The organism is Streptomyces sp. 1222.5 (genome assembly GCF_900105245.1).
Classification (GTDB): domain Bacteria; phylum Actinomycetota; class Actinomycetes; order Streptomycetales; family Streptomycetaceae; genus Streptomyces; species Streptomyces albidocamelliae.
On the sequence record NZ_FNSZ01000001.1, the window covers coordinates 1586642 to 1600561 of the forward strand.

At 73.7% G+C, this 13920-nt stretch carries 15 protein-coding genes and 1 tRNA gene; 13 read left to right on the top strand and 3 right to left on the bottom strand.

The window, feature by feature from the left end; genetic code table 11:
• The first annotated feature begins 77 nt into the window (after window positions 1-77).
• From BLW57_RS07175 to BLW57_RS07195, 5 genes are all read left to right on the top strand, one after another.
• Complete coding sequence (locus tag BLW57_RS07175; RefSeq protein ID WP_093473002.1) at window positions 78-560, top strand: Dps family protein; 483 nt, start codon at window positions 78-80, stop codon at window positions 558-560.
• 33 nt (window positions 561-593) lie between these two features.
• A complete protein-coding gene (locus tag BLW57_RS07180; RefSeq protein ID WP_093473004.1) occupies window positions 594-938 on the top strand; it encodes a DUF3140 domain-containing protein in 345 nt (114 codons plus the stop codon).
• Between the two features lie 20 nt (window positions 939-958).
• Window positions 959-1606 carry an endonuclease gene (locus BLW57_RS07185; protein ID WP_093473005.1) on the top strand — a complete coding sequence of 216 codons (648 nt, stop codon included), beginning with the start codon at window positions 959-961 and terminating at the stop codon, window positions 1604-1606.
• A gap of 65 nt (window positions 1607-1671) precedes the next feature.
• Window positions 1672-2478: an SAM-dependent methyltransferase gene (locus tag BLW57_RS07190; RefSeq protein ID WP_093473007.1), complete on the top strand. Its 807-nt coding sequence runs from the start codon at window positions 1672-1674 to the stop codon at window positions 2476-2478.
• 159 nt (window positions 2479-2637) lie between these two features.
• Window positions 2638-3006 carry a DUF4333 domain-containing protein gene (locus BLW57_RS07195; RefSeq protein ID WP_256339416.1) on the top strand — a complete coding sequence of 123 codons (369 nt, stop codon included), beginning with the start codon at window positions 2638-2640 and terminating at the stop codon, window positions 3004-3006.
• A gap of 8 nt (window positions 3007-3014) precedes the next feature.
• On the opposite strand, the gene BLW57_RS07200 is transcribed toward BLW57_RS07195, so the two are convergent.
• Window positions 3015-3875, bottom strand: a complete 861-nt coding sequence (locus BLW57_RS07200) for a Cof-type HAD-IIB family hydrolase (RefSeq protein WP_093473009.1) — start codon at window positions 3873-3875, stop codon at window positions 3015-3017.
• A gap of 162 nt (window positions 3876-4037) precedes the next feature.
• Here BLW57_RS07200 and BLW57_RS07205 point away from each other — a divergent pair, with 162 nt between their 5' ends.
• The 6 genes from BLW57_RS07205 to BLW57_RS07230 all read left to right on the top strand — a co-directional run bounded on the left by BLW57_RS07205 (window position 4038) and on the right by BLW57_RS07230 (window position 10780).
• On the top strand, window positions 4038-4850 hold the full coding sequence (locus tag BLW57_RS07205; RefSeq protein WP_093473011.1) for an SAM-dependent methyltransferase: 813 nt from the start codon (window positions 4038-4040) through the stop codon (window positions 4848-4850).
• Window positions 4851-4890: 40 nt separating this feature from the next.
• On the top strand, window positions 4891-6294 hold the full coding sequence (locus tag BLW57_RS07210; protein ID WP_093473012.1) for a glutamine synthetase family protein: 1404 nt from the start codon (window positions 4891-4893) through the stop codon (window positions 6292-6294).
• A complete protein-coding gene (locus BLW57_RS07215; RefSeq protein WP_093473014.1) occupies window positions 6294-7472 on the top strand; it encodes an amidohydrolase family protein in 1179 nt (392 codons plus the stop codon). Before BLW57_RS07210 ends, BLW57_RS07215 begins: the two co-directional genes overlap by 1 nt.
• A gap of 16 nt (window positions 7473-7488) precedes the next feature.
• Window positions 7489-8016 carry an NUDIX hydrolase family protein gene (locus BLW57_RS07220; protein WP_176985909.1) on the top strand — a complete coding sequence of 176 codons (528 nt, stop codon included), beginning with the start codon at window positions 7489-7491 and terminating at the stop codon, window positions 8014-8016.
• 280 nt (window positions 8017-8296) lie between these two features.
• Window positions 8297-9574 (top strand): PP2C family protein-serine/threonine phosphatase, encoded by a 1278-nt coding sequence (locus BLW57_RS07225; RefSeq protein WP_306822955.1) that lies wholly within the window; start codon window positions 8297-8299, stop codon window positions 9572-9574.
• 99 nt (window positions 9575-9673) lie between these two features.
• A complete protein-coding gene (locus BLW57_RS07230; protein ID WP_176985500.1) occupies window positions 9674-10780 on the top strand; it encodes an MASE1 domain-containing protein in 1107 nt (368 codons plus the stop codon).
• On the opposite strand, the gene BLW57_RS07235 is transcribed toward BLW57_RS07230, so the two are convergent.
• A tRNA-Pro gene (locus BLW57_RS07235) sits at window positions 10759-10835 on the bottom strand. The genes BLW57_RS07230 and BLW57_RS07235 overlap by 22 nt on opposite strands.
• 125 nt (window positions 10836-10960) lie before the next feature.
• On the opposite strand from BLW57_RS07235, the gene BLW57_RS07240 reads away from it, so the two are divergent.
• Both BLW57_RS07240 and BLW57_RS07245 read left to right on the top strand, forming a co-directional pair.
• Window positions 10961-11668, top strand: coding sequence for a thiamine pyrophosphate-dependent enzyme (locus BLW57_RS07240; protein ID WP_093473018.1), 708 nt, complete (start codon window positions 10961-10963; stop codon window positions 11666-11668).
• A gap of 33 nt (window positions 11669-11701) precedes the next feature.
• On the top strand, window positions 11702-12604 hold the full coding sequence (locus BLW57_RS07245; protein WP_093473020.1) for a transketolase family protein: 903 nt from the start codon (window positions 11702-11704) through the stop codon (window positions 12602-12604).
• On the opposite strand, the gene BLW57_RS07250 is transcribed toward BLW57_RS07245, so the two are convergent.
• Complete coding sequence (locus BLW57_RS07250) at window positions 12601-13899, bottom strand: MFS transporter (RefSeq protein WP_176985501.1); 1299 nt, start codon at window positions 13897-13899, stop codon at window positions 12601-12603. The genes BLW57_RS07245 and BLW57_RS07250 overlap by 4 nt on opposite strands.
• Window positions 13900-13920 lie beyond the last annotated feature (21 nt).

The window sequence follows — 13920 nt, forward strand, 5'->3', positions numbered from 1 at the left end:
GTTTGGCAGGCCCGGCGGCGGGCACCCGCCCTTTCGGACGTGATCGCACATCTCTGAGGAAAGGGGACGCACGCACCATGACCGTGGTCAAGAGCACGCTGCCCGAGAAGGCGCTCGGCGTCGCCGGGACCGCCCTGCAGGACACCCTCGTGGACCTGCTCGGACTGTCGCTGGTGGGCAAGCAGGCGCACTGGAACATCGTGGGTCCGCGGTTCCGCTCGATCCACCTCCAGCTGGACGAGGTCGTCGCGACGGCGCGCACCCACTCCGACACGGTCGCCGAGCGTGCCGCCGCGCTGGGCGTGTCGCCGGACGGCCGGCCGGAGACCATCGCCGCGAGCCTCGCGCTGCCCGGGACCAAGGACGGCTGGCTGCGCGACACGGAGGTCGTGGAGCTGATGGTGTCGACGCTGGGGACGGCGGTCGGCCGGCTGCGCGAGCGCATCGAGGCGACGGAGAAGGCCGATCCGGTCACCCAGGACCTGCTGATCGCCGTCACCGCGGACCTGGAGAAGCAGCGCTGGATGTTCCAGGCCGAGAACCACGACACCGCCGGCTAGTACACCCGCCCTCGACCAAGGAAGGGGAAACCCATGGCCGACGCCCTCGAACTCGACGCGCTGTGGACGGACTTCCACCGCGTGGTCAACATGACCTCGGCGGAACTCGCGGCCTGGCTCAAGGTCCGGGACGCCGCCGAGGAGACCGAGCCCCTGCCCGAGCAGGCCGGCACGCCGACCGGGCAGCACGTCCTCGCGATCCTCCAGAAGCGCCGCACCGATCTCACCGACGACGACGTCCGCGTGATGTACAAGGTCGTCGACACGGTCGGAGACCTCGTGGACCTGGAGAACGAGCCCGAGCCGGAGACCACCCCGGAGGACACGCGCCGCCGGCACCGGCTGATGACACTCGGCCACGACCCGCTCAAGCCGTAGACCGTTCACCGCCACCGGCCATGAACCACGACGAACGGGTCCTGCGCGAGCTGGTGTCCGAGTACGGGCGGACGTACGCCGACGAGGCGGGCATCCGCCTGAAGGACACCCCGCAGCCGCTGTACCGGCTGCTCGTGCTGGCCCTGCTGCTCAGCGCCAGGATCCGGGCCTCGGTCGCGGTCGCCGCCGCCCGGGCCCTGCACGAGGACCGTCTCGACAGCCCCCGCCGCATGGCCGGCGCCGACTGGCAGCAGCGGGTGGACGCGCTCGGCCGCGGCGGCTACCGGCGCTACGACGAGCGCACGGCCACCCAGCTCGGCGACGGCGCCGAGCTGCTGCTGGACCGCTGGGGCGGGGACCTGCGCCGGCTGCACGAGGAGGCGGGCGGCGACACCGGTGAACTGCGGCGGCTGCTCCAGGAGGAGCCCGGCGTGGGCCCCGCCGGCGCCGACATCTTCCTGCGCGAGGCACAGCGCGTATGGCCGGAACTCGCGCCCTACCTCGACGGCAAGGCGCTGTCGGGGGCCGAACGGCTCGGCCTGCCGAAGGACCCCGACCGGCTGGCCGAGCTCGCCGGGAACACCGAACCGGCCGTCCTGGCCGCCGCGTTGGTGCGGGCGGCGCTGGACAAGCAGGTGGCCGAAGACTGTCTCCGCCGCGCGTCTTGATCGTGTCAGACTGCTGCTCGCACGTCCCGGAGTGACCGCCGGGCCGGCCGAGCGGAGGAGACAGGGTGACGGGGACCGAGGCGGCCGCACAGCACATCGACACCAGCCGGCCGCATCCGGCCAGGGTGTACGACTGGTTCCTCGGCGGCAAGGACAACTACCCCGTCGACGAGGAACTGGGCCGCCGGATCCACGCGATCGACACGGGTGCCGGCCGGGCCGCACGCGCCAACCGCGCGTTCATGCGCCGGGCCGTGCGCACCCTCGCCGAGGACGGCGTCCGCCAGTTCCTGGACATCGGGACCGGTATCCCGACCGAGCCCAACCTGCACCAGATCGCCCAGTCCGCGGCGCCGGACGCGCGGGTGGTCTACGTCGACAACGACCCGATCGTGCTGGCCCACGCGAACGCGCTGCTGCGGGGCACCCCCGAGGGCGTGACGGAGTACGTGCAGGCCGACGCCCGCGACCCGCGCACGATCCTCGAACGCGCCGCGGCCGTCCTGGACTTCGGCCGGCCGGTCGCCCTCTCCCTCATCGCCCTGCTGCACTTCGTCGCCGACGAGGACGGCGCCCACGACCTGGTGGCCACCCTCCTGGCGGCGCTGGCACCCGGGAGCTGCCTGGTGCTGTCGACGATGACGGCCGACTTCGAGCCGGAGAACGTACAGCGGGGCATCGCCGCCTACGCGGCCGGCGGAGTGACCCTGGTGGCGCGTTCACGGGACGAAGTGGGCACCTTCTTCGAGGGACTCGACCTGCTGCCCCCGGGCATCACCTCGGTGTCCGACTGGCGGCCCGAGGACCGGCCGGAGGGCGACGACGGCCCCGTCTCCCTGTACGGCGCGGTGGGCCGGAAGCCCACGGGCTGACCGGCGTACGTGTACTTGAGGACGTCAGCCGGAAGACGGAGGCGCGGGGCCCGCGTACCGCCTCAGGTCTGACGGTCCCCGGACGAAAGGCTGACGCGCGTGCCCGGCCCGGCGGGGCAGGCTGGAGCGGTGGCCGGTCCGGACTCTCGGGAGCGTGTGATGTCCAGCAGGTTCGTCGTCGGGTTCCTCGGTGCCGTGCTCGCCGCCGTGGTCGTCTGGGCCGTCGGCACCCATCTGCTCGCCGACGCCGCGACCACCAGCGAACTGGACGGGCACAGCACGGTGACCGTCGACGGCCGCAGGGCACTCGCCCCGGACGTCGTCGCGAACCGGACCCGGGACAGGTTCCACCCACTGCCCTGGGTCGGCACGGAGATCTCCGCCGTCTCCTGCCCCGCCGGACTTCCGGCCCGCCGGGGCGCGACCCTGACCTGCACCGGCAGGAAGGCGGACGGCACGACCGTACGCATCCCCGTGCGGGTCACGAAGGTCACCGCCACGAGCATGACCTGGGTCTTCGGCCGCTGACCCGCCGGCTACAGGCCGAGCACGCGGGCGACCGTCCGCAGCACCCCGTCGTCGTTGTTGGACGGGGCCAGGTGGCGGGCGCGACGGACGACGTCGGGGTGGGCGTTGGCCATGGCGAACGACCACTCGGCGGCGTCGAGCATTTCCAGGTCGTTGAGGTAGTCGCCGAAGACCATGGTCTGCGCGGGGGTGATGCCGAGCGCTTCCTGGAGGCCGCGCAGCGCGGCGCCCTTGTTGGCGGTGCGGTTCATCACGTCGACCCAGTGTTCGCCGGAGACGACGACCTGGTGCGTGGCGGCGAACGGGGCGAGTGCCGGGGCGGTGGAGCGCTCGGCGGGCCCGAAGTCGAACACCGCGACCTTGATCACGTCGTCGTCGACGGCGGTGACGTCCTCCACGATCCGGTGCTCGACGTAGTACTTGCGCACCTCGGCCAGGAACGCCTCGTCGGTCCGCTCGACGTACGCCGACCGCTTGCCGCAGACCACGGCCCCGGCGTCCACCCCGTCCGCGACGAGCCGCCGTACCGTCCGGGCCACCCCGGCCGCGGCGGACCCCGCCAGCGGGTCGGAGCTCAGCTCCACGCCGTCGCGGACCACGTACGTGCCGTTCTCCGCGATGAACACCATGCCCTCGGCGACCTCGGCGAACTGCCGTGCCAGCGTGGCGTACTGGCGGCCGCTCGCGGGGCTGAACAGCACTCCGCGCCGGCGCAGCTCGGCGAGCATCGGCCAGAGCCCGTCGGGTATCCGCTTGGCGTCGTCCAGCAGCGTGCCGTCCATGTCGGTGACGATCAGCCGGATGTCGGCGGGCCCGGCGGGCAGGCCGGGGACGTCGAGGAGGGGCGTGGGCACGGGCGTCGCGGACATGTCCTGCTTCCGGTCGGGTGAGGGTACGCCGACCAGTGTCGCTCACCGCCCGGAACGCCCCCGGGGCACCCCGAACCGCTCACGGTGCGCGGTTTCCCGCGACAGCGCGATCACCTGGCGGCACAATGACGGCGGACGACCGCGACGGCGAAGGGCGGCGACGTGACCGAAGGCCATTCCCCGGCGGCCGGGCCGGCGGGTCTGAACACCTCCGTGGCGCACAACGCCCGGGTGTGGAACTACTGGATCGGCGGCAAGGACCACTACGAGGTCGACCAGCGGGTCGGCGAGCACGTCGCGGGGATGTTCCCGGTGATCCGGGCGGTGGCCCGCGCGGACCGTGACTTCCTCGGGCGGGCGGTGCGGTTCCTGGCCGGTGAGCGTGGGATCCGGCAGTTCCTGGACGTGGGCACGGGCCTGCCGACCGTGGACAACACGCACGAGATGGCCCAGCGGATCGCCCCCGAGTCGCGGATCGTGTACGTCGACAACGACCCGATCGTGCTCGTGCACGCCCGTTCGCTGCTCACCAGCTCTCCCGAGGGCGTCACCGACTACATCGACGCGGACGTGCGCGACCCGGAGGGCATCGTGCAGCGGGCCGGCGACACCCTGGACCTGACCCGGCCGGTGGCGGTGATACTGCTGGGCATCCTGAACTTCGTGCTGGACACCGGCGAGGCCCGGGACATCGTGCGGCGGCTCATGGCGGCGGTGCCCTCGGGCAGCCACCTGGTGCTTACCCACCCGACCTACGACGGCGACGTGGGCGGCGAGGGGAACGTCGCCGCGATGGAGTTCTGGAATGCGAACGCCACCCCGCCGATCACCGCCCGCGGCCGGGCGGAGATCGCCGGGTTCCTCGACGGCCTGGAGCCGGTCGAGCCGGGTCTGGTGCCGTGCTCGCAGTGGCGCCCGGAGTCCGCGGCCGCCGCACCGGTGCCGCAGTTCGGCGCGGTGGCCCGGAAACCCTGAGTCCGGCCGTGTGCCCCGCCCGGCCCGCCGAGGAGGACGTATGACGACTTTCGCCGACCCCGTGCCCGGCGGCCGTCCGGGCGATCTGCGCCGGGTCGCCGCGCTCACCGCGGACCTGGCCGCGCGGGACGTGCACGGCGTCGTGCTGGCCTACGTGGACACCGCGGGCGTCGGCCGCGTCAAGACGATCCCGACGGCACGGCTGGAGTCGGCCGTGTCCTGGGGGGTGGGCATGTCCCCCGTGTTCGACACGTTCCTCGCCGGAGACTCGATCGTCACGACCGACGTGCTCGGCTCCCCCGACGGCGACCTCAGGCTCTACCCGGACCTCGACCAGCTGGTGGCGCTGGCCGCGCAGCCCGGCTGGGCGTGGGCGCCGGTGGACCGGATCACCCAGGAGGGCGACCGGCACCCCGGCTGCGCCCGGACCTTCCTGCGCCGGATCGTCACCGACGCCGCCGAACGGCACGGCCTGACGTTCAAGGCGGCCGTCGAGATCGAGTGGGCGATGGGGCTGGACTCGGCGCCCGCCGGCGCGTTCGTGCCGGCCGTCTCCGGTCCGGCCTACGGCGCGATCCGGCAGGTGGAGCTGAGCGACTGCACCGCCGACCTGCTGACCGCCCTCGCCGCGCAGGACGTGGACGTCGACCAGCTGCATCCCGAGTACGCGGCCGGGCAGTTCGAGATCTCGGTGGGTGCCCTCGACCCGGTGGCCGCCGCCGACCGCAGCGTCCTGGTACGCCAGACGATCCGCGCGGTCGCCGGACGGCACGGCCTGCGGGTGTCGTTCGCGCCCGCGGTGCTCGCCGAAGGGGTCGGCAACGGCGGCCATCTGCACCTGTCCTGCTGGCGCGACGGGGTGAACCTGCACGCGAACGGCGACCGCCGGTACGGCATGACGGCCGAGGCGGAGTCCTTCGTGGCGGGGGTGCTCGCCCGCCTCCCCGCGCTGACGGCGGTCACCGCGCCGAGCCCGGCCAGCTACCTGCGGCTCAAACCCTCCCAGTGGGCGGGGGTGTTCACCGCGTGGGGCCGCGAGACGCGGGAGGCCGCGCTGCGGGTGATCACCGGCACGGCAGGCCGCCGGGACCAGGACGCCAACCTGGAGGTCAAACCGGTCGACCTGGCCGCCAATCCGTACCTCGCCCTGGGCTGTGTGATCGCCGCGGGTCTGGACGGCATGAGCGCGGGCCGGTCCCTGCCCGAGGAGATCACCGGCGACCCGGCCCGGTACGGCCCGGACGAGGCGGCGGCCCTGGGGGTGCGGCGGCTGCCGCGGTCGCTGCCGCGGGCCGTCGAGGAGTTCCGCGCGGACCCGGTGCTGCGGGAGGCGCTGGGCCCCGTCCTCGCGGACGCGGTGACCGCCGTACGCCTCGGCGAGGCGGCGGCCGTGTCGGGGCTGGACGACGCCGGGGTAGCGGCCGCCTACCGCTGGACGTACTGATGACCGCCGTGTCCGGCCCGGTGTCCGAGGCCCTCGCCGAGCTGGCCCTGGTCGACCACCACTGCCACGGGGCGGTGACCGCGGACCTGACCGGCGGGGAGTTCGCATCGCTCATCACCGAGGGCGAGGCCTGGCCCGGTGTCTCGCCCTTCGACAGCCCCGTCGGCGTGGCCGTCCGCCGTCACTGCGCGCCCCTGCTGGACCTCCCGCGGCACGCGCCCCCCGCGGAGTACGTGGCCCGGCGCGCGGAGCTGGGCTGGCGGGAGGTCAACCGGCGCTTCCTGACGGCGGCCGGCACGGAGGTGTTCTGCGTGGACACCGGTTACGCCCCGCACCCGGTCACCTCCCCGGCCGAACTGGGCCGCGCGGCGGGCGCCGCCGCCTGCGAGGTCGTACGGCTGGAGCAGATCGCCGAGGCGGTGGCCGCGCGTGGCGTGGAGGCGGACGGGTACGCGGCCGCCTTCCGCGGCGCCGCCGAGGAGGCCGTGCGCCGGCCGGGCGTGGTGGCGGTGAAGTCGGTGGCCGCCTACCGCACCGGTTTCGCCCTGGACCCGGCCCCTCCCACCGACGCCGAGGTGACGGAGGCCGCCGCCGGCTGGCTCACGCACGGCGGCCGGCTCGCCGAACCGGTGCTGGTACGGCACCTGCTGTGGACCGCCGTCGAACTGGGCCTGCCCCTGCAACTGCACACCGGGTTCGGCGACGCGGACGTGACGCTGCACCGCGCGGACCCCGCCCTCCTCACCGACTGGCTGCACCTGACGTCCGGCACCGTCCCGGTCCTCCTGCTGCACTGCTGGCCGTACCACCGTCAGGCCGCCTTCCTGTCCGCGGTGTTCGCGCACGTCCACCTGGACGTGGGCCTCGCCCTGCACTACACGGGGCCGGCCCGCTGCCGGGCGGTGCTGGAGGAGGCGCTGGAGATCACCCCGTTCCGCAAACTGCTGTACAGCTCCGACGCCTATGGTGTGGCCGAGTTCCACCATCTGGGTGCCCTGTCGTTCCGGCAGGGGCTGGCCGCTCTGCTGCAGGCCCGGGTGGACGCCGACGAGCTGAGCCTGCCCGACGCCCTGCGGATCGCGGCCTGGGCGGGCCGCGACAACGCCCGCCGACTGTACGGACCGCCCGTATCCGAACCGGCCCGCGACCCCAGCGGGCGCCCCACCCGGAAAGTATGATCAAGCAATGTCTGACATGACCGAGACCACGCCCGGCTGGCTGACCACGGACGAGCTGGAGATGGCCAGGGCCCGGATGCCGATCCTGTACGTCGAGGCCGTACCCGTGCGCGTCGACGACAGCGGCGAAGTGACCAGCATCGGACTGCTGCTGCGCATCGGCCCCGACGGAACGGTCAGCCGGACCCTCGTCTCCGGGCGCGTCCTGCACCACGAGCGCGTCCGCGACGCGCTGCTGCGCCACCTGGAGAAGGACCTCGGCCCGGTCGCCCTGCCCCGTGTCCCGGCCTCCCTCCAGCCCTTCACCGTCGCCGAGTACTTCCCGACGGCGGGCATCACGCCGTACCACGACTCGCGCCAGCACGCCGTGTCCCTGGCCTACGTCGTGCCGGTGACCGGTGACTGCCGCCCCCGGCAGGACGCGCTGGACCTGGTCTGGTTCAGCCCGCAGGAGGCCGTCTCCGCGGCCGTGCAGGGCGAGATGCCGGGCGGGCACGGGGTGCTGCTGAAGCAGGCGCTCGCCCATGTCGGCGTGGCCCTCTGACCGCGGTACGACGGCTCCCCGGCGGATGCTGGCGCCCCTCGGCGGCCGCGATGCCACAATCGAAGAACGACCGTGCCAGGCCGTGATCCCGCTCCGGACGGGGGCCGTGTCAGGAGGCCGGAATGTACCGCTCGAACGAGGGGCTGCCCGGGCGGATCCGTCGTGACCGGCGAGCGGACCGGGGCCGGGCCCGCCGGGTGCTCGTGCCCACGGGAGAGCCGTGATGGCGGGAGAGCGGGAGGGGAGACGACCGCGGGAGCCCGCTCTCCCGGACCTGCACGTGCGCCTGCGTTCCGAGCTGGGCCGGATCGACGACACGCTGCGCATCCTGGTGGCCTCCATCGACCGCCTGCAGGGCCTGCTGGACGCGGTGGTGGCCATCTCCCGCGAGGTGGAGCTGCCCGCGGTGCTGCACCGCATCGTGACCACCGCCATGGACCTGGTCGGCGCCCGCTACGGGGCGCTGGGCGTCCTCAGCGAGTCCGGGGAGCGGCTGGAGCAGTTCATCTCGGCCGGCCTGTCCGAGCAGGAGCGCCTCGCACTGGCCGAGATCGGCATGCCCCGTGGTCTCGGTGTGCTCGGCCATCTGATCCGCTACCCCGAGCCCCTGCGGATCGAGGGGATCCGGGCCCACCCGTCCTCCGTGGGGTTCCCGCCCGGTCATCCTCATCTGCGCACCCTGCTCGGCGTGGCCATCAGCGTGCGCGGCGAGATCTACGGCGACCTCTACCTCTCCGAGCGCTACGACGGACAGCCCTTCGACGTCCATGACGAGAACGTCGTCATCGCCCTGGCGAGCGCCGCCGCGATCGCCATCGAGAACGTCCGCCTCTTCGAACGGGTGCGCGTCGGGGCGGAGCAGTTCCAGCGGCTTCTGCTGCCCAGCCTGCCCGACCTGCGGCCGTTCACCGCCGCCGCCATCTACCGGCCCGCCGCCGAGCCCAGTCAGCTCGGCGGCGACTGGTACGACGCCATCCCCCTGTCCGACAACGTGGTGGCGGTCGTCATCGGCGACGTGGTCGGGCACGATCTGCGGGCGGCGGCCGCCATGGCCTCCACCCGCAACATGCTGCGCGCGCTGCTGTTCGACCAGACCATCGCGCCCGGCGCGGTCCTCAGCCGGCTCGACCGGGCCCTGGAAGCGATCACGAACAACCCGGTGACGACCACCACCCTGGCCCGGATCGAACCCGAGGGGCCCGACTGGCGGTTCAACTGGAGCACCGCGGGCCATGTCCCGCCCCTGCTGATCACCCGGGACCACCGGGCTCGGTTCCTGCTCGCCGAGCCCGGACTGCCGCTCGGCGTGGACACCGAACAGCCCCGCCCCGACCACTCCCGCCTGCTCCCGCCCGGAGCCACCGTGGTCTTCTTCACCGACGGACTGATCGAGCACCCGGGCCACGCCATCGACGAGAGCCTGGAAGCGCTCGGCGACATCGCCGCCGAGCACGCCGATCTGCCCCTGCCGGAGTTCGTGCAGGCGCTCGCCGATCACCACCCGAGCGACGGCCACGACGACATGGCCATCCTCGCGCTGCGCACGCCGTGCTCCTGAGCCGCGCCCGCGGGGTGCCGGCCGGTCCCTTGACCTGGAGGTTCCGTCCGATCCGGCGGATGATGGGCTTCGGGGCGATGTCGACACGGAGGTCGCCCGATGACGGACGTGCGGCATGACCGGCTCCGGCGCAGCGGCCGGACCACCCTGGAGATCTGCGTCATCGCCGCGCTGTACTTCGGCTCCGCCGAGCTGGGGCTGCTCCAGCAGCTGGTGCGCAGCCAGGTCACCCCGCTGTGGCCGCCGAGCGGCATCGCGGTGGCGAGCCTGCTGCTGCGCGGCCGGCGGGTGTGGCCGGGTGTGGCGCTCGGCGCGTTCCTGGCCAATGTCGATCTCGGGCCGTCGCTCCCGGCCGTCCTCGCGATCACGGCGGGGAACACCCTGGCGCCCGTCTGCTCCTACCTGTTGCTCCGGCGTGCCGGGTTCCGCAACGCACTGGACCGGCTGCGGGACGTCCTCGCCCTGATCTTCCTCGGCGCGTTCACCGGGATGCTGGTCAGCGCGACGACGGGCACGACGACCCTGCTCGTCTCCGGGGCGCTGAGCGCCGCCCGCTTCTGGCCGACCTGGTCGGTGTGGTGGACGGGCGACGCGATGGGCGTCCTGGTGGTCACGCCGGTCCTGCTCGTGCTCAGCTCGGCGCGGTGGCCGAGGAACGTGCGCACGTCCCGGTGGATGGAGGCGGTGCTGCTCGTGGCGGCCACCGCCGCCGTGGGGTTCGTGGAGACCGGGCGGGCTCCGCTGCTCTTCCTCGGGTTCCCGTTGCTGGTCTGGGCGGCGTTCCGGTTCCAGCTGGCGGGGGCGGCTCCGTGCGCGCTGGCCGTGTCGACGTTCGCGATCGTCGCCGCCGCGCGGAGGACCGGTCCGTTCGCCGGGCACGACCTGCTCACCAACATGATCACCCTGCAGGCGTTCAACGGCGCCGCCGCGCTGACCGCGCTGCTGCTCGGAGCCGTCGTCAGTGAGCGGGACCGGAACCAGCGGGAGATCGTGGACGCCTGCAACCAGATCGCCGGCATGGTGTCCAGGATCACCGCCGGCGACCGCCGTCCGGTCCCGCCCGACGAACCCGGTGCACCCGAGGGACCGGGTGGGGCGGGCGGCGTCGGTGGAGCGGACGGGGAGGACACGACAAAGGCCGCCTCCTCGTCGACGAGAAGACGGCCTCCGACCGGCCACAGGGCTGGTCGGGACGACAGGATTTGAACCTGCGACCCCTTGACCCCCAGTCAAGTGCGCTACCAAGCTGCGCCACGTCCCGGTGCGGTTTGACCTGGGGTTTCCCCGGTCGAAACGCGCAGGGAAACAATACCGCACTCGGCTCCGTGGTCGCGCGTCCCTTTCGCTGTTGACCTCGACCTTGGTTGAGGTTGCACGATCGACGGCATGACGATCGCAGCGGACGAGATCCGTACCCACGGCTATGACGACCTGGCCGGTCTGATGGGCCTGATGACCGGCGACGAGAAGCACGGCCCGGCGGCCACCTCCACGCTCGACGTGCTCTGGGTGCTGTACGACCGGGTGCTCCGGGTCTCCCCGGAGCGCCGGGACGATCCGCACCGGGACCGGTTCCTGCTGAGCAAGGGGCACGGGCCCATGGCGTACTACGCCGTGCTGGCCGCGAAGGGGTTCGTGCCCGTCGAGTGGCTGCCCGGGTTCGGGTCGTACGACTCCCCGCTCGGGCACCACCCGGACCGCGTGCTCGTGCCCGGAGCCGAGATCGGCAGCGGGTCCCTCGGGCACGGGCTGCCGATCGCCGTGGGCAGCGCGCTGGGGCTGCGGGCACAGGGGCTGCCCGGCCCGGCGGTGTGGGTGCTGATCGGGGACGCCGAGCTGGACGAGGGCAGCAACCACGAGGCGATCGCCTTCGCCGGTCCCGCAGGCCTGGAGCGGCTGCACACCGTCGTGATCGACAACTCCTCCGCCAGCCATGCGCTGCCCGGGGGCATCGCCGCCCGGTTCGAGGCCGCCGGGTGGTCCGCGGTGACCGTGGACGGGCGCGACCACGAGGCCCTGTACGCCGCGTTCACGGCTCCGCACCCGGGACGGCCGCACGTGGTCGTGGCCCGCGTCGAGCCGAAGAACGCCTGACCCTCACCCGCTCTCCGGAAAGGGCACACCTCCATGGACACCATGCGTGACCGATTCGCCCCCGTCGTCTCCCGGCTGCTGGACGAGGACCCGCGGGTCGCGGTCGTCCTCGCCGAGATCGGCGCGGACGGCTTCCGCGCGGCCGCGCGCCGGCATCCCGACCGGGTGATCAACGTCGGCATCCGCGAGCAGCTGCTCGTCGGGGCGGCGGCGGGACTGGCGCTCACCGGGCTGCGGCCGGTGGTGCACACCTTCGCCAGCTTTCTGGTGGAGCGGCCGTTCGAGCAGGTCAAACTGGATCTGGGGCACCAGGACGCGGGTGCGGTGCTGGTGAGCGCCGCCGCCTCCTTCGACTGGCCGGCCGGCGGCCTCACCCACATGGCGCCGGGCGACGTGGCCCTCCTCGACACGTTGGACGGCTGGACCGTGCACGTGCCCGGGCATCCCGACGAGGCGGAGACCCTGCTGCGCCACGCGGTCGCCGCGGGCGACGACAAGGTGTACGTACGGCTGTCCGTGCAGGCGAACCGGGAGGGGCGGGCGATCGACGGGAAGCGCTTCGTGCCGGTCCGCGAGGGCCGCTCGGGCGTGGTCGTCGCCGTCGGCCCGATGCTGGACGCGGTCCTCGCCGCCACGGAGGGCCGGGACGTGACCGTGCTGTACGCGACGACCGTACGGCCCTTCGACACGGAGGGGCTGCGCCGGGCGACGGGGACGGCGGGCACGGACGTGGTGCTGGTCGAGCCGTACCTCGCGGGCACGTCGACGGGGGCGGCGACCGAGGCGCTGTCCGACGTGCCGCACCGGGTGCTCGGGCTCGGTGTCGGCCGCCGTGAACTGCGCCGCTACGGAACCGTCGAGCAGCACACGGCCGCTCACGGCCTCGACCCGCGCGGGTTGCGCGAACGGATCGACGGATTCCTGTACGCCCCCTAGGGTTTCCGCAGCCGCGGGGCCGGGGCGTCGGCCCGGACCAGGTCGCGTATCGGCGGTATCGCGAGCAGGGCCGCCGCGACGGCCAGGCTCACCACCGCCGCGGCCAGGAGGACGTGGCCGGCGCCGAGCGCGCCCGCGGCCGGACCGGCGAGGGCCTGGCCGACCGGCATCATCGCGAGGGAGCCGGCCACGTCGTAGGCGTGAATGCGGTTGAGGACGTCGGCCGGGACCTGGGTCTGCACACTGGTCGCCCACATCACGCCCCAGAACGACATGCCGGCACCGGCGACGGCCGCCCCGGCCGCCATGGCCGGCACGCCGAGCCCGGCGCCCACGGCCGCCGGGAAGCCGAAGAAGGCGAACAGGGACACCGCGCCCGCCCGGAGCATGCGGCGCGGGCGCAGCCGCAGGGCCAGCAGGCCACCGACGACCGTGCCCGCGCCCAAGGCCGAGTTGACCAGGCCGTAGGCGCGCGGGCCGTGGTGCTGGACGATCTCGGTGGCCACCAGCGGGACGGTCGGGCCCCAGACGGCGATCATGTACAGGCACCAGACGGCGATCACCCCCCACAGCCAGGTCCGTGACCGGAACTCCCGCCAGCCCTGGACGAGATCACCGCGGAAGGCGCGCACGCCCCGGCCGGCGGCGGCACGCGTGCCCTCCGGGAGCGGCGGCAGCCGCAGCAGGAGCAGGCACAGCGCGCTGATCGCGTAGGTGGCCGCGTGCCCGGCGAACACCCCGCCCGGTGAGGCCAGGCCGACCAGGACTCCGGCGACGGCCGGCCCGGCCAGCTGCGCGGCGGACTCGGCGATGCGGACGGCGCCGTTCGCGCCCTGGACGTCGGCCGCGAGCCGGGGCACGGTGCTGGCCACACCGGGCTGGAAGACGGCGCCGGCGACGCCGTTGACGAAGCCGATGGCGCAGATCTGCCACAGCACCACATGGCCGGCGAAGAACAGGCCGGCCGCGAGGGACTGCGTGCCGAGCCGGACGAGGTCGGCGCCGATCATCAGCCTGCGGGTGCTGAACCGGTCGGCGACGACACCGCCGAGGACGACCAGACCGGCGAAGGCCGCGGCCGTCGAGGCCATGGCGAGACCGACCGCGCCCGCGCCGTACCCGTGCTCCAGCAGTCCGGCGGCGAGGGCCACGGGCAGCATCGTGTCACCGAGGCGGGCCGCGGCCCGGGCCACGAAGAACAGGGCGAAGTCCCGTGACCAGACGGCGGGTCCGCCGGGCGCGCTGCCGTGTACGCCCCGGGCGGCGACGTCCTGCCGTGCGTCCGTTCCGGTCATCGTCGCGCCCCTCCCTGCCGC